The 15,450-nt window shown below is 71.4% G+C and carries 11 protein-coding genes; 5 read left to right on the plus strand and 6 right to left on the minus strand.

Annotated elements, in window-relative coordinates:
* A complete protein-coding gene (locus FHU36_RS22295) occupies positions 1-1,278 on the minus strand; it encodes an ABC transporter substrate-binding protein (RefSeq protein ID WP_185085856.1) in 1,278 nt (425 codons plus the stop codon).
* 103 nt (positions 1,279-1,381) lie between these two features.
* Between FHU36_RS22295 and FHU36_RS22300 the strand changes: the two genes are divergently transcribed.
* The 4 genes from FHU36_RS22300 (at position 1,382) to FHU36_RS43675 (ending at position 5,913) form a co-directional block, all read left to right on the plus strand.
* Positions 1,382-2,413 (plus strand): LacI family DNA-binding transcriptional regulator, encoded by a 1,032-nt coding sequence (locus FHU36_RS22300; protein ID WP_185085857.1) that lies wholly within the window; start codon positions 1,382-1,384, stop codon positions 2,411-2,413.
* A 46-nt stretch (positions 2,414-2,459) separates the two neighbouring features.
* Positions 2,460-3,686, plus strand: coding sequence for a glycoside hydrolase 5 family protein (locus FHU36_RS22305; RefSeq protein WP_185085858.1), 1,227 nt, complete (start codon positions 2,460-2,462; stop codon positions 3,684-3,686).
* A gap of 164 nt (positions 3,687-3,850) precedes the next feature.
* Positions 3,851-5,644, plus strand: a complete 1,794-nt coding sequence (locus FHU36_RS22310; RefSeq protein WP_221496520.1) for an endo-beta-N-acetylglucosaminidase — start codon at positions 3,851-3,853, stop codon at positions 5,642-5,644.
* Positions 5,614-5,913 carry a GH85 family endohexosaminidase C-terminal domain-containing protein gene (locus FHU36_RS43675; RefSeq protein ID WP_221496521.1) on the plus strand — a complete coding sequence of 100 codons (300 nt, stop codon included), beginning with the start codon at positions 5,614-5,616 and terminating at the stop codon, positions 5,911-5,913. Before FHU36_RS22310 ends, FHU36_RS43675 begins: the two co-directional genes overlap by 31 nt.
* 112 nt (positions 5,914-6,025) lie before the next feature.
* On the opposite strand, the gene FHU36_RS22315 is transcribed toward FHU36_RS43675, so the two are convergent.
* The 5 genes from FHU36_RS22315 to FHU36_RS22335 all read right to left on the minus strand — a co-directional run bounded on the left by FHU36_RS22315 (position 6,026) and on the right by FHU36_RS22335 (position 11,801).
* Entirely contained in the window at positions 6,026-7,552 is a 1,527-nt protein-coding gene (locus FHU36_RS22315; protein ID WP_185087522.1) for a glycoside hydrolase family 13 protein, read from the minus strand.
* 2 nt (positions 7,553-7,554) lie between these two features.
* On the minus strand, positions 7,555-8,484 hold the full coding sequence (locus tag FHU36_RS22320; protein ID WP_185085859.1) for a carbohydrate ABC transporter permease: 930 nt from the start codon (positions 8,482-8,484) through the stop codon (positions 7,555-7,557).
* Positions 8,481-9,350, minus strand: a complete 870-nt coding sequence (locus tag FHU36_RS22325; protein WP_185085860.1) for a carbohydrate ABC transporter permease — start codon at positions 9,348-9,350, stop codon at positions 8,481-8,483. The genes FHU36_RS22320 and FHU36_RS22325 overlap by 4 nt, the downstream gene beginning before the upstream one ends.
* A gap of 5 nt (positions 9,351-9,355) precedes the next feature.
* A complete protein-coding gene (locus tag FHU36_RS22330; protein ID WP_185085861.1) occupies positions 9,356-10,717 on the minus strand; it encodes an ABC transporter substrate-binding protein in 1,362 nt (453 codons plus the stop codon).
* A gap of 94 nt (positions 10,718-10,811) precedes the next feature.
* Positions 10,812-11,801: a LacI family DNA-binding transcriptional regulator gene (locus FHU36_RS22335; protein WP_185085862.1), complete on the minus strand. Its 990-nt coding sequence runs from the start codon at positions 11,799-11,801 to the stop codon at positions 10,812-10,814.
* A 239-nt stretch (positions 11,802-12,040) separates the two neighbouring features.
* Here FHU36_RS22335 and FHU36_RS22340 point away from each other — a divergent pair, with 239 nt between their 5' ends.
* Positions 12,041-15,334, plus strand: a complete 3,294-nt coding sequence (locus tag FHU36_RS22340) for a galactose-binding domain-containing protein (protein ID WP_221496523.1) — start codon at positions 12,041-12,043, stop codon at positions 15,332-15,334.
* The last annotated feature ends 116 nt before the right edge of the window (positions 15,335-15,450 follow it).

Consider the following 15,450-nt stretch of genomic DNA (forward strand, 5'->3'; position numbering starts at 1 on the left):
TCAGTTCTGCAGCAGTTCGTCGCACTTGGCCACGGCGGTGTCGAGCGCCTCCTTGGCGGAGACCTCTCCGCTGATCGCGAGCGCGAACTGCTGCCTGATGAGCTTCTTCATCGCCTCGGTCAGCACGACCGGCTCCAGCATCCGCGCCTGGGCCAGCGACCGGAACGCCATCACCTTCGCCTCGCCGGCGTTGGTGCCGTCGCTCTTGCTGAAGAACGGGTCGTCCGCCGACGCCTTGGTGCTCGGGAAGACGGCCACCAGGTGGGCGAAGGCGGCCTGGTTCTCGGGACTGGTCACCCAGCGGGCCAGGGCCAGGGCCGCCGGGGCGTTCTTCGTCCGGCTGGAGACCGACAGGCCCTGCACGTACAGCGGCGGGGTGCCCATGGCCGGCGACGGCACCACCTTGGGCGCCAGCGACGGGTTGTCCACGGCCAGGCTGGTGATGTGGTTGCCGCCGCCGGTGGTCCACGCCACTGTGCCCTCGTTGAACAGCTTGGCGTTGCCCGCGTAGGTGTCGGTCAGCACGTCGCGCGGCAGCAGGCCCTCCTTGAACGCGGCGCGGTACTCGTCGAGCAGCGCGGCGGCCTCCGGCGTGTTGAAGGTGAACCTCGTCCCGTCGTCGGACATCAGCTTCACCCCGGCCTGGACCAGGTCGCCCAGCTCGGGCTTGCGGCTCATGAGGTAGACCTTGCCGCCCGACTTGTCCTTGAGGGTCCTGGCCTGGGCGACCAGTTCGTCGAAGTCGGCCGGCGGCTTCTTCGGGTCGAGGCCGTAGCGGGTCATCAGCTCGGAGTTCCAGTAGTTGACGTCGGTGTTGAGGTACCACGGGTAGCCGTAGACGCCCTGGAAGCCGGCGTAGGTGTAGGCGGCGACGCCGCCGGAGACGTACTCGTCGGTCACGCCGGGGTCGGCCTTGGACACGTCGAGCAGCAGGCCCTGCTTCACCAGCGGGAGCGCGAACTCGGGCGGCAGGTTGGTCACGTCGGGCAGGGAACCGCCCGCGGCCTGGCTCAGCACCTTGTCGGAGTAGCCCTCGCCGGGCTGGTCCAGCCACTCGACCGTGACGCCCGGGTGTTTCCGCTCGAAGCCGTCGATGACGCCCTGGACGTAGGCCGTGAACTTCGGCTTGAGCGCCCACGTCTGCAGGGTGACCTTGCCCTTCACCTCGCCCGTGACGGTCGCGTCAGGCGCCGCGGCCTGCTGACCCGTCTCCCCCAGCCCGCAACCCGCGACCGCCACCACGGCGGCCAGGCCCAGACCCGACCAGTACCTTCGCATGGAACTCTCCTCGGAGATGACGCTAAACCGCTATAGTTGCCGGACTATTCACTGGCTAGACTCTGCTGTCAATAGCTGATTTCGATTCGTGAAGGAGCCGCTGGTGGGTCGACCGACGATCGCGGACATCGCCGAGCGGGTCGGCGTGTCCAAGGGCGCGGTGTCGTTCGCGCTCAACGGGCGTCCCGGGGTGGCCGAGGCGACGCGGGCGAGGATCCTGCAGGTCGCCAAGGAGATGAACTGGCGTCCGCACAGCGCGGCCAGGGCCCTCGGCGGGGCGCGGGCCGACGCGGTCGGCCTGGTGATCGCCAGGCCGGCCAGCACGCTCGGGGTGGAGCCGTTCTTCGCCCAGTTGCTGTCGGGGCTGCAGGCGGGGCTGTCCCAGCAGGCGGTCGCGATGCATCTGATGATCGTCGAGGACGTCGAGGCCGAGACGCAGGTCTACCGCGACTGGGCCTCGGCGCACCGCGTCGACGGCTTCATCCTCGTCGACCTCAAGGTCCGCGATCCGCGGATCGACGTGCTGGAGGAGCTCGGCGTGCCCGCCGTGGTGCTGGGCGGCCCCGGCCGGCACGGCTCGCTGTCCAGCGTCTGGGCCGACGACCGGGAGGCGATGCTGTCGGTCGTCGACTACCTCGCCGCGCTCGGTCACCGGCGGATCGCGCACGTCGCCGGCCTGCCCGGGTTCCGGCACACCCAGCGGCGGATGCGGGCGCTGCGCGACTCCAGCCGCCGCCTCGGCCTGGCCGACACGGTGACGCTGACCACCGACTTCAGCGACGCCGAGGGCGCGGCGGCGACCAGGACCCTGCTGTCGCGCGGCCGGCGGCCCACCGCGATCGTCTACGACAGCGACGTGATGGCGCTCGCCGGGCTGGGCGTGGCGGGCGAGATGGGCGTCCGGGTGCCGGACGAGCTGTCCATCGTGGCCTTCGACGACTCGGTGCTGACCAGGATCGCCCACCCGGCCATCACCGCGCTGTCGCGTGACACCTTCGCCTACGGCCGCCGGCTGGCCGAGGTGATGCTCGAGGTGATCGACGACCCCGGACGCAGGCAGGACGTCAGGACGGCCACGCCGCGCCTGGTGGTCAGGGAGAGCACGGCGCCTCCCGGGACTTGGCAAGCCGACTAAACCGGTTTAGGGTTCGCGGGAGTTCGACTCTTCTCTCGGAGGACGCGTGCCCCTGTCCCACCCCATCCGTTTCGGCGCCAACTACGTGCCTCCGGCAGGCTGGTTCCACGGCTGGCTCGACTTCTCGCCCGACTCCGTCCGCCGCGACCTGGACGACCTCGCCGGGCTCGGGCTGGATCACGTCCGGGTGTTCCCGATCTGGCCGTGGATCCAGCCCAACCGCGCCCTGATCAGGCAGCGGGGCATCGACGACCTGCTCCAGGTGATCGACATCGCCGCCGAGTCCGGCCTGTCCGTGGCGGTGGACCTGCTCCAGGGGCACCTGTCGAGCTTCGACTTCCTGCCGTCATGGGTGCTCACCTGGCACGAGCGCAGCCTGTTCACCGACCCGGAGGTCCGCGACGGCATCGCCGCCTACGCCGACCGGGTCGCCCGCGCCGTCGGCGAGCGCGACAACGTCTTCGCCGTGACCCTCGGCAACGAGGTGAACAACCTCTACCCGGCCAACCCGACCACCCCCGAGGCGTCCACCCGCTGGGCGGCCGAGCTGATCGACGTGGTGCGGGCGGCGGCTCCGCACCTGCTGTGCCTGCACTCCTTGTACGACGCGAGCTGGTACGACCCCGGCCACCCGTTCCGTCCCGCCGACAACGTGGACCTGGGCGACCTGACCACGGTCCACTCGTGGGTCTTCAACGGCGTGTCGGCCGTCGACGGGCCGCTCGGCCCCGCCACCGTCACGCACGCCGACTACCTCGTCGAGCTGGCCGCAGCCACCTCGCCGGACCCGGCCCGGCCGGTGTGGCTGCAGGAGGTGGGGGCGCCCCGGCCGGACGTCCCGCAGGCCGACGCGGCCGAGTTCACCCGGCGCACCCTCGACGCGGTCACCGCCAACCCGGCCCTGTGGGGCGTGACGTGGTGGTGCTCCCACGACGTCGACCGGTCGCTGGCCGACTTCCCGGCCCGCGAGTACGACCTGGGCCTGTTCACCGTCGACCACCGCGCCAAGCCCGCCGCCCGGGCGCTGGCGTCCGCGGCCGAGGCGCACCGCCGCAGCCGGCCGCCCGCGGCGCGCCGACCGGCGCTGCTGTGCGAGGTGGACCTCAGGGCGGAGCCGGAACGCCGGGCCGAGGTCGCCCCGGGCGGCGCCTTCCACACCGAGTGGGTCCGGCTGCGGCAGGCGGGTCCGCTGGCCATCGTCACCCGAAGCCGCGCCGCCGACTCCGGCTACCTGGCCGCCCGCGGCATCGACGCCGTCCTCACCGAGACCTGACCCGAACCACCCGACCCAGACCACCCGACGCACCCCGACGACCGACCCAGGTCACCCGGCCCCTCCCAGGACCGACACAGGTCACCCCGACGCCACCCGAGGCCCGATCGAGGCCGGCCGAAGCCGATCCAGGCCGGCCGAGGAGCGAGAGGAAGCGATTCCGGATGCGACGAAGACTGTTACCGCTGCTCTGCGCAGCACTGACCACCGTGGCCGTGCTCTCCACACCCGTGCTCTCCACAGCCGTGCAGGCCACGCCCACGCCGGCCGCGGCCGCCACCGCCCCGCCCGCCACGGCCACGCGGGCTCCCGAGCCGGTCGCGGCCTCCACCGTGCGGGCGGGCGGCGACGGCGGCCAGCCGTACGCCTCCTTCTGGTACCCCGACACCATCCTCGGCTGGGACCCCGCCACCGACCCCGACGCCCGGTTCAACCGCTCCCGCGTGCCGCTGCGGCCCCGCGCCTCCCTGCCCGCCCTGAAGGCGAACCCGCACGCCCGCGCGGGAGAGGGCCGCGTCGCCTCCCTGGTGTCCTTCGCCCCCACCTCGGGCAACCCGTCGCAGGGCTCCCCGAGCGCCGACTACTACGCCTTCACCTACTGGCAGTACGTCGACACGCTGGTGTTCTGGGGCGGCTCGGCCGGCGAGGGCCTGATCCTGGCGCCCAACGCGACGGTGATCGACGCCGCGCACCGCAACGGCGTCAGGGTCTACGGCACCGTCTTCTTCCCGCCCACCGCGTACGGCGGGAAGATCGAGTGGGTGCGTGACTTCGTCAGGAAGTCGGGCGGCGCCTACCCGGTGGCCGACAAGCTCGTCGAGGTCGCCCGGCACTACGGCTTCGACGGCTGGTTCATCAACCAGGAGACCGCGGGCGGGGACGCCGCCCTGGCCACCGAGCTGCGCGAGCTGATCACCTACGCCCGGGGCAGGGGCCCGGTCGAGTTCATGTGGTACGACGCGATGACCGAGAGCGGCTCGGTCACCTGGCAGGACGGCCTGACCCCGGCCAACGACGCCTTCCTGAACGACCCGCACCGGGTGTCGGACTCGATGTTCCTCGACTTCGGCTGGACCGCCGCCGGCCAGCACGCCTCGCGAGACCTGGCCCGCTCCCTCGGCCGCGACGAGCACGAGCTGTTCGCGGGCATCGACACCGAGGCGAACGGCTACGCCACGGGCGTCCCGTGGGAGGCGGTGTTCCCGTCCGGGCAGCCGCACGTCACCTCGCTCGGCATCTACCGTCCGGAGTGGACGTGGAAGTCGTCGAGCGGCCCGGCCGACTTCCGCGCCCGCGACTCGCGCTTCTGGGTGGGCGCCAACGCCGACCCGTCCGACACCACGACGTCATCGCCGTGGAAGGGCCTGGCCCACTATGTCGCCGAGTCGACCCCCATCACCGCGAAGCCGTTCGTGACCGGATTCAACACCGGGCACGGCGACTTCTACAACGTCCGCGGGGTGCGCGTGCGCGACGGCGGCTGGAACAACCTGTCGATGCAGGACGTGCCGCCCACCTACCGGTGGGTCGTCGAGTCGGCCGGCAGCAGGCTGACCCCGTCCATCGACTACGGCGACGCCTACGAGGGCGGCTCGTCGCTGCGGCTCACGGGCCGGCTCGACGCCGTCAACACGGTGCGGCTCTACCAGGCCCGGCTGCCGGTCTCCGCCGGCACCAGGTTGTCGGTCGTGCTCAAGACGCCACAGGCCGGGCCGACGCGGCTGCAGGCGGCGGTGGCGTTCGCCGACGCCCCGCACACGTTCACCACCTTCGATCTCGGCGCGACCGGGGGCACCGGCTGGGAGCGCCGGACGCTCGACCTGTCCGCGCACGCGGGACGGACGATCGCGCAGCTCGGCCTGCGGGTCACCGGGACGGCCGACGCCTACGACATCCGGGTGGGCCAGCTCGCCGTCCACGACGCCGGGTGGACCCCGTCGCCGCGCCGTCCCGGCTGACGGTGCTCGGCGTCACCGACGTCTCCCCGTCGCGCAAGTCGCTCCGGCTGTCCTGGACCGGCGCCCGGCGGGTGCACCACTACGACGTCTACCGCCGTAACCCCGACGGCAGCCGCACCCATCTGGGCGCGACGCCGAACGACGCCTACTTCGTGCCGAGCCTCGACCGGGTGGGCGCCGAGACCACCACGACGATCGAGGTCGAGGCCGTCGGCGCCGAGTACGGCCGCTCGACCCCGGCCGTCACCCGCGTCACCTGGCCCGGCTGACGACCTGGACGAGGCGCGCGCGTCCCGAGACCCGCGGGTCTCGGGACGCGCGCCAGCCTCGTGCGGCGCACGATCTCCACCACCCGGGCGATCCGCGCGGTGACCGGCGGCGTCAGGGGGGTGGGGCGAGCCAGGCCGTGGTGTCGCCGGGCAGCGCTCCCCCGTCGAGGGGCCCGCTGGCCAGCAGGAGGTCGCCCGGCGGGAGCGGCACCGGGGCGGGCCCCAGGTTGGCCAGGCAGACCAGGCCCGACTCGCGGCGGAACGCCAGCACGTCCTCGCCCAGCGGCAGCCAGGTCAGCGTGCCGTCGCCGAGCAGGTCGCGGCGCAGCCGCAGCGCCGCGCGGTAGAGGTTCAGCATCGAGTCCAGGTCGGCGAGCTGTGCCTGGGCCGTGAGCTTGCGCCAGCTCTCTGGCTGCGGCAGCCAGGGGCGCGCGGACGGGTCCGGCCCGCCGAAGCCGAACGGCGGCTCCTCTCCCGTCCAGGGCAGCGGCACGCGGCAGCCGTCGCGGCCGGGGTTGGCTCCGCCCGACCTGGCGAACATGGGGTCCTGCCTGGCCTCGTCGGGCAGGTCCTCCACCTCGGGCAGGCCGAGCTCCTCGCCCTGGTAGACGTAGACGCCGCCGGGCAGCGCCATCGCCAGCAGCGCCGCCGCCCGGGCCCGGCGGCGGCCGAGCTCCGGGTCGGACGGGCTGCCGTGCAGGCGGCCGCCGTGCTGGAAGCCGGTGTCGGCCCGGCCGTACCTGGTCACCGGGCGGGTCACGTCGTGGTTGGACAGCACCCACGTCGGCGGCGCGCCGATGGGCAGGTGCGTGGCCAGCGTCAGGTCGATCACCCGGCGCAGCTCGGCCGGCTGCCAGGGGCAGGACAGGAAGTCGAAGTTGAAGGCGGTGTGCAGCTCGTCGGGCCGCAGGTAGCGGGCGAAGCGCTCCTGGTCGGGCAGCCACACCTCGCCGATCAGCACCCGTTCGCCGTACTCGTCGGCGATCTCCCGCCAGCGCCGGTAGACGTCGTGCACCCCGTCGAGGTCCTCCCAGGCGTCGTCGGACTTGAACAGCAGCGCGGCCGAGTCGATGCGGAACCCGTCGACGCCCCGGTCGAACCAGAAGCGCAGCACGTCCTCGAACTCCCGGTGCACCTCCGGGTTGGCCCAGTTGAGGTCGGGCTGCTCGGGGGCGAACAGGTGGAGATACCACTGCCCGTCGGGCACCTGCGTCCACGCCGGTCCGCCGAAGATCGACGACCAGTCGTTCGGCTCGTCCCGGAACCAGAACCGTTCCCTCGCCCCGCGGTCCGTCAGCGCCTCCTGGAACCAGGCGCTGGCGGTGGAACTGTGGTTCGGCACGACGTCGATGATCACCTTGATCCCGTGCTCGTGCGCCTCGGCGATGAACGCCTCCGCCTCGGCCAGGGTGCCGAACACCGGCTCGATGCCCCGGTAGTCGGCCACGTCGTAGCCGCCGTCGGCCATCGGCGACGGGTACCAGGGGTTCAGCCAGACGGCGTCGATCCCGAGGTCCTTGAGGTATCCCAGGCGGGAGCGCAGCCCGGCCAGGTCGCCGCAGCCGTCACCGTTGCCGTCGGCGAAGCTGCGCAGGTAGACCTGGTAGATCGCGGCCCCCCGCCACCACGTTTGCGACATGCTCACCCTTTGATGCTTCCGGCGGTGAGTCCCGCCATGATGTTCCGTTGGAAGAAGAAGAACACGATGACCGTCGGGACGCCGGCGATGACCAGGCCCGCCATGATCGCGTTCTGGGACACCGCTCCGGCGGTCTGCGACAGGCCCACGCTGATCGTCATCTTCTCGCTGTCGGTCATGATCAGCAGCGGCCAGACGAAGTCCTTGAACGAGGCGACGATCGTGAAGATGGACACCACGCCGAGGATGGGCCGCGAGACCGGCAGCACCACCGACCACAGCACCCGCAACGGCCCGGCGCCGTCGATCCGCGCCGCCTCGATCAGTTCCTTGGGTATGGAGTCGAAGAAGCGCTTGAGCAGGAAGATGTTGAACCCGTTGGCCGCCGCGGGCAGCCACAGGCCCCACGGGTTGTTCAGCAGCCCGAGGTCGGCGACCGTGACGTAGAGCGGGATCAGCACGACCATCGGCGGCACCATCAGCGTCGCCAGCATGGCGCCGAGGATCACGTTGCCGAACGCCGGCCGCAGCTTCGACAGCGCGTACGCCGCCGCCACGTCCACCGCCATGGAGAACAGCCAGCCGCCCAGCGCGTAGTAGGCCGTGTTGCGCAGCAGCAGGCCGATGTCGAACAGCTCCCACGCCTCGGTGAACGCGTCGAGCGTGGGAGCGGCAGGCACCAGGGTGGGCGGCATCCGGGCGAGTTCCTCGCCGGACTTCATCGCGCCGGTGACCATCCAGTACATGGGGAAGACGAAGGCCAGGGTGGAGCCGGCCAGCACGGCGAGCAGGACGGCCCAGTACAGGCGCCTGCCCCACCGGCTGTTGAGCTGGTGCGGCGAGACGACGGTGCGCAAGCGCACCTCGACGGGCCGTGGACGGCCCCGGCCGCGGGCTCGACGGGCTGCCGTCCGGGCGCCGATGGAGATCATGCCTTGTCCTCGCGGGTGAGCCGGAGTTGGAAGGCGGCGAACAGGAGCAGCGCCAGCATCAGCATCAGGCCGAGCGCGCCGGCCTGGCCGTAGCCGTCGCCGTAGGTGAAGGCGAACTGGTACATCAGGTAGGCGACGGTGACGGTGGAGTTCTCCGGGCCGCCGCCGGTGAGCATGTACGGCTCGATGAACACCTGCATGGTCGCCACGATCTGCAGCATCAGCATGAGCAGCAGGATGAGCCGGGTCTGCGGGATCGTGACGTGCCTGATCCGGGCGAGGATGCCGGCCCCGTCCAGCTCGGCCGCCTCGTACAGCTCGGGCGGGATGTTCTGCAGCGCGGCCAGGTAGATGAGCGTGGCGCTGCCCATGTTCATCCACGTCGAGACGATCACCAGCGAGACGAGCGCGGTGGAGGAGGAGTCCAGCCAGGCCAGCGCGGGCAGGTGGAAGAAGTCCAGGATCTGGTTGAACAGCCCGGGGCCGGGATCGTAGAACCACCGGAAGAGCAGCACCGCCACGATGGGCGGCAGCATGACCGGCAGGTAGACGACGAACCGCAGGTAGCCCCGGGCGTGACGGAGCTCGTTGAGCACCAGCGCGGTGACGAACGGCACGGCGTAGCCGCAGATCAGCGCGAGCACCGTGAACTGCACGGTGTTCAGCCACGCCGTGCCGAACGCCGGGTCCCGGACGACGGCCGTGAAGTTGTCCAGGCCCGCCCAGGTGGGCGGGTCGATCAGGTTGGTGTGCTGGAAGCTCAGCACGAACTCCCTGACCATGGGGTACCAGGCGAACACCGCGAAGCAGGCCAGCGCGGCGCACAGGAACCCGTAGGCCGTGAGGTTGCGTTTCAGGACACCCACGCGGGTCAGCCCTTGGCGGCCAGTAACGCGTCGGCCTTGGCCTCCGCGTCGGCGAGCAGCTTGCCGGGGTCGGCGTCGCGGCGGCTCAGCACCCCGGACATGACCACGTCGAGGATCGCGTACAGCTCCTGGGCGTGCGGCGGCTCGGCCTTGGGCGGCACGGCGGCGGCCGCCCGCACGTACGGCGCGTAGTTCTGCACCGGCAGCGTGGCGTTCTCCTCCCGTCCGGCCTGGATCGCCTTGCCGGTGGGCGAGTCGCCGTAGACGTCGTTGTCCGGCACTCCGACGGGGTTGCCGAGGGTCTTGCCGCGGGCGAAGTCGAAGCGTCCCTTGCCGACGGTGTTGTAGCGGAAGTCGAGCCACTGCAGGGCGGCCTTGGCCTGCTCGGGCGTCGCCTTGGGGTTGATCATGAACGCCTCGCCGCCGCTGAGCGACGCCCTGGCCTCCGGGAAGCCGGTGATGCCGTAGTCGGCGACGTTGCCCTTGAACTTGTTGACCACGTCGGTGACCACGTCGGGTGCGCCGAGCATCATGCCGACCTTGCCGCCGCCCATCGCCATCATCAGCGACTCCCAGCCGACCAGGAGCCGGCTGCCCATGCTGTCGTCCGTCCAGCGCATGTCGTGCAGGGTCTGCAGCACGGCGCGGCCCTCGGGCGAGTTGAACGCGGCCTTCTTGCCGTCGTCGGTGACGACGCTGCCGCCGCGGCCGTAGAGGGCCTGGGTGAAGTGCCAGCCGCCGGTGTTGCCGCCGGAGTACTCGCCGTAGCCGACGTGGCCGGGCCCGAGCGCGGCGATCCTCTTGGCGGCCTCGCGGATCTCGGCCCACGTGGTGGGCGGCGTGTCGGGGTTCAGGCCGGCCTGGGTGAACAGCTTGCGGTTGTAGACCAGGCCCACGCCGTAGTGGACGTTGGGGACGCCGTACACCCTGCCGTCCTTGGTGACGAGTTCGCGGACGTCGGGGCGCAGGTCGTTCCAGTTCTTGATCAGGCCGACGTGCTGGGTGATGTCCAGCGCCTGGCCCTTGCCGATCACGTCGTCGTAGGTGGTCACCGGCACCACGAACGCGGTCTCCATCTGGCCGCCCGCCAGCTTCGGCCCGAACGTCTTGGGGTCGAAGCACGGCTGCTGGTCGGTGCTCTTGACCGTGACGCCGGGGTGCGCCCGCATGAACGCGGCGACGTCGTCGTCCCAGGCCCTGCGCTCCTTGGGCGCGGACCTGGCGGGCCGGCAGGCCACCGTGATGGTCACCGGCGCGGCGCCGCCGGGAGCGGGCGTGGCGGGCTCGCTGGCCCCGCAGGCGGTGGCGGACAGGCCGAGGCCGGTGGTGAGCACGGTGGCGAGTAAGAGCCCTGTGGATCTCTGCATGGGTCTGACCCTTCTGGTGCGAGGTGCCCACACCATAGGATCGCCAACCGATCTCTGCAATATCACGACGAACTATTGCAAGATAACGACTCCATCACGTCCGAGCGCGGGCGGTCGAGGACCGGACGACCAGCTCCGGCTCGTACAGCAGCTCGTCGGCGGGCACCAGGGCCTTGTCGATCTGGGCGACCAGCAGATCGACCGCGGCCCGGCCCATGGCGTCGATGGGCTGGCGGACCGTGGTGAGGGGCGGGTCGGTGCAGTTCATCAGCGCGGAGTCGTCGAAGCCGATGACCGAGACGTCGGCGGGCACGGTCATCCCGGCGCGGCGGACGGCCCGGACCGTGCCGAGCGCGAGCAGGTCGCTGGCGCAGATCACCCCGGTGGCGCCGCGTCTGATCAGCCGGGTGGCCGCCGCATGCCCGCCTTCCAGCGAGAACATCGTGTGCTCGACCAGCGCCGGGTCGCCGCCGCACGCCTGGAACGTCTCCAGCTTGCGGCGCGAGGGGATGTGGTCCTTGGGGCCGAGGAGCAGGCCGACGCGCTCGTGGCCGAGCGCCCGCAGGTGGGCCAGGGCGATCTCGGCGGCCACCGCGTCGTCGCAGGACACCTGCGGGAAGTCGAGCCGCTCGACGGCCGCGTTGACCAGGACCGTGGGCAGCTTGCGCTCGTGCAGGAGCTCGTAGTGGCCGTGCGCGGCATCGGCCTGGGCGTACAGGCCGCCGGCGAAGACCACGCCGCTGACCTGCTGCTGGAGCAGCAGGTCGACGTAGTCGGCCTCGGAGACCCCGCCGACGGTCCTCGTGCACAGCACGGAGGTGAAGCCCTGCTGGGCCAGCGCCCCGCCGACCACCTCGGCGAAGGCCGGGAAGATCGGGTTCTGCAGCTCCGGCAGCACCAGGCCCACCAGGCGGGCACGGTCGCCGCGAAGCTGGGTGGGGCGTTCGTAGCCGAGCACGTCGAGCGCGGTGAGCACCGCCTCGCGGGTCGCGTCGGACACGCCGGGCTTGCCGTTGAGCACGCGACTCACGGTCGCCTCGCTCACCCCGACCTTCTTGGCCACCTCTGCCAGTCGTCGCGTCATGCGCAAAACTATACGACCGACGACGCAAACGCTTGCAACCACTTACGTGGACTCGACATCATCCCTTACGTCCCGCCCAGAAGCGCGTTCTACCTTCGCCGGCGTCCTGACCAGCCGTGACGGTCAGCCCTGGCTGGCACCGGTCAGTCGATTTCTTGCGAAATATCATCGGAATATTGCTGACTCACGTTCGGCATCTTATGGTTCGGCCATCGTCTCCCCCGAAGGGCCGACCCTCCATGAGAGCTGTCCTAGCCGCCCTCGCCCTCCTCCTCGTCTCCCCGTCCGCCCCCGCGAACGCCACCACTGACGCAGCCTCCGACGCCGCCACCGCCGACACCACCACCGACCTCGCCGCCGGCAAGACCGCGACCGCCGGCAGCTTCACCGACGTCTACCGCGCCGCCAACGTCACCGACGGCGACCAGGCCACCTACTGGGAGTCGGCGAACAACGCCTTCCCGCAGTGGGTGCAGGTCGATCTCGGCGCCCGGGCCACCGTGAACCGGCTGGTGCTGAAGCTGCCGACCGGATGGCAGAGCCGCACGCAGACGCTGAGCGTGCAGGGCAGCGCCGACGGGACGGCCTTCACCACCCTCGTCCCGGCGGCGACGCACACCTTCGCCCCGTCAGCCACGCTCGCCCTCTCCCCCGCGAGCGCCCGCTACGTCCGGCTGCTGATCACCGCGAACAGCCGGTGGCCCGCCGGCCAGCTCTCCGAGTTCGAGGTGTACGGCGAGAGCGGCGGAGGCGGCGAGGGGACCAACCTGGCGACCGGCAAGCCGATCGCCGCGTCTTCGCACACCCACACCTACGTGGCGGCCCACGCCAACGACGGCGACGTGGGCACCTACTGGGAGGGCGGCGCCTACCCGAACACGCTGACCGTGAAGCTGGGCGCCAACGCCGACCTGACCGGGATCACCCTCATGCTGAACCCCGACGCCGCCTGGGCCCGGCGCACCCAGACGATCCAGGTGCTCGGCCGCGAGCAGAGCGCCACCGCGCCGGCCAACCTGGTGGCGGCGGCCACCTACACCTTCGACCCCGCCTCCGGCAACACGGTCACGATCCCGGTGACGGCCAGGGCGGCCGACGTCCAGCTCAGGATCACCGCGAACTCGGGGGCGCCCGGCGGGCAGATCGCCGAGTTCCAGGTCTTCGGCACCCCCTCGGCCAACCCCGACCTCACGGTGACGGAGCTCACCGCCGACCCGGCGGCCCCGGTCGAGACCGACACCGTCACCCTGTCGGCCACCGTGCGCAACGCCGGCACCGCGCCCTCCGGCGCGACCTCGGTCACCTTCTACGTCGGCGGCGCCAAGGCGGCCACCGCCGCCCTCGCGGGCCTGGCCGCGGGCTCCTCGGCGACCGCCACCGCGTCGATCGGGGCCCGCGACGCGGGTGCCCACCAGGTGACCGCCAGGGCCGACGAGGACGGCAAGGTCACCGAGCGGGACGAGACCAACAACGAACGCACCACCACCCTCACCGTCAAGCCGGTGGACACCGCCGACCTGGTCGCCTCGGCCGTGACCTGGACGCCGGGCAACCCCGCCCGAGGCGATTCCGTCGCCTTCGCGGTGACCGTGCGGAACCAGGGCACGCGGGCCTCCGGCGGCGGCTCGCACGGCATCACGCTCACCGTCGCCGACGCCTCCGGCGCCGTGGTCAGGACGCTGACCGGCGCCGTCTCCGGCGTGATCGCCGCCGGCGCCACCGCCGCGCCCGTCGCCCTGGGCTCCTGGACGGCGGCCGACGGCACGTACACGGTCAAGGTCGTGCTCGCCGACGACGTCAACGAACTGCCGGTCAAGCGGGCCAACAACACGAGCACACACCGGCTCAGCGCCGGGCGCGGCGCGCACATGCCGTACGACACCTACGAGGCCGAGGACGCCGCCATCGGCGGCGGCGCCACCCGCATCGGCCCCAACCGGACCGTGGGCGACCTGGCCGGCGAGGCTTCCGGCCGCCGGGCCGTGACGCTGGGCGGCACCGGCTCGTACGTCGAGTTCACCACCCGGGCCGACACCAACACGCTGGTGACCAGGTTCTCCATCCCCGACGCCCCGGGCGGCGGCGGGATCGACTCGACGCTCAACGTCTACGTCGACGGTGTCTTCCTCAAGCCCGTCACCCTGACCTCGCGTTACGCCTGGCTCTACGGCCCGGAGGCGAGCCCGGACAACTCGCCGTCCTCCGGCCCGCCGCGGCACGTCTACGACGAGGCGAACCTGCTGCTCGGCACCACCGTCCGGGCCGGCAGCAAGATCAGGCTGCAGAAGGACGCCGCGAACGGCTCGACGTACACGATCGACTTCGTCGACCTGGAGCAGGTCGCGCCGGACGCCAACCCGGATCCCGGCCGGTACGCCGTGCCGGCCGGCTTCACCCACCAGGACGTGCAGAACGCCCTCGACCGGGCCCGCCAGGACAGCGCGCTCACCGGCGTCTACCTGCCGGCGGGCGACTACCAGACCTCCGCCAAGTTCCACGTGTACGGCAGGGCCGTCAAGATCGTCGGCGCCGGGCCGTGGTTCACCCGGTTCCACGCCCCGCGCGGCCAGGAGAACACCGACGTGGGCTTCCGCGCCGAGGCGTCGGCCAACGGGTCGTCCTTCGCGGGCTTCGCCTACTTCGGCAACTACACCTCGCGCATCGACGGGCCGGGCAAGGTGTTCGACTTGTCGAACGTGTCCGGCATGGTGCTCGACGACCTCTGGGTGGAGCACCAGATCTGCATGTACTGGGGCTCCAACACCGACGACATGACGATCAGGAACTCCCGGATCAGGAACGTGTTCGCCGACGGGCTCAACATGACCAACGGCAGCACCGGCAACCTGGTCACCGACATCGAGGCCCGTTCCACCGGCGACGACAGCTTCGCGCTGTTCTCCGCCACCGACAACAACGCGGGCGAGCAGACGGGCAACGTCTACGAGAACCTGACCTCTCTGCTCACCTGGCGGGCCGCGGGCGTCGCCGTCTACGGCGGGCGGGGCAACACCTTCCGCAACATCTACGTCGCCGACACGCTCGTCTACTCCGGCGTGACGATCAGCTCCCTGGACTTCGGCATCCCGATGCACGGCTTCGGCGCCGACCCGCCCACCCGCTTCGAGAACATCTCGCTGGTCAGGGCCGGCGGCCACTTCTGGGGTGCGCAGACCTTCCCGGCGATGTGGCTGTTCTCCGCCTCCAAGACGTTCCAGGGCATCCGCGTCAGCAACCTGGACATCGTGGACCCGACCTATCACGGGATCATGTTCCAGACCGGGTACGCCCAGGGGCAGCCGCTGAACCCGGTCAGGGACACGGTCTTCACGAACGTGTCCATCAGCGGCGCCCGCAGGAGCGGTGACGCCTACGACGCCAAGTCGGGCTTCGGCATCTGGGCCAACGAGCTGCCGGAGCAGGGCCAGGGCCCGGCCGTCGGCTCGGCCGTCTTCAACGGCCTGCGCCTCACCGGCAACGCGCAGGACATCAGGAACACGACCGCCACCTTCACCATCGACGTCGACCCCTGACGCCGGTAGGAACGTGGGTGTGGCCGCCACCACACCCACGCCGGGCCCGGGACGACCGGGCGGTGGGTGACCTCCCGTGTCGCCTCCCGCCACCGCCTGTCCCGGGTGCGCGTCTC

It is taken from the genome of Nonomuraea muscovyensis, assembly GCF_014207745.1.
In the GTDB taxonomy this organism is placed as follows: Bacteria; Actinomycetota; Actinomycetes; order Streptosporangiales; family Streptosporangiaceae; genus Nonomuraea; species Nonomuraea muscovyensis.

What these genes read in the sequence shown, in the direction of transcription:
- FHU36_RS22295 (WP_185085856.1), bottom strand. Translation starts at nt 1,278, where the DNA reads ATGCGAAGGTACTGGTCGGGTCTGGGCCTGGCCGCCGTGGTGGCGGTC.
- FHU36_RS22310 (WP_221496520.1), top strand. Translation starts at nt 3,851, where the DNA reads ATGCGACGAAGACTGTTACCGCTGCTCTGCGCAGCACTGACCACCGTG.
- FHU36_RS22315 (WP_185087522.1), bottom strand. Translation starts at nt 7,552, where the DNA reads ATGTCGCAAACGTGGTGGCGGGGGGCCGCGATCTACCAGGTCTACCTG.
- FHU36_RS22320 (WP_185085859.1), bottom strand. Translation starts at nt 8,484, where the DNA reads ATGATCTCCATCGGCGCCCGGACGGCAGCCCGTCGAGCCCGCGGCCGG.
- FHU36_RS22330 (WP_185085861.1), bottom strand. Translation starts at nt 10,717, where the DNA reads ATGCAGAGATCCACAGGGCTCTTACTCGCCACCGTGCTCACCACCGGC.
- FHU36_RS22335 (WP_185085862.1), bottom strand. Translation starts at nt 11,801, where the DNA reads ATGACGCGACGACTGGCAGAGGTGGCCAAGAAGGTCGGGGTGAGCGAG.
- FHU36_RS22340 (WP_221496523.1), top strand. Translation starts at nt 12,041, where the DNA reads ATGAGAGCTGTCCTAGCCGCCCTCGCCCTCCTCCTCGTCTCCCCGTCC.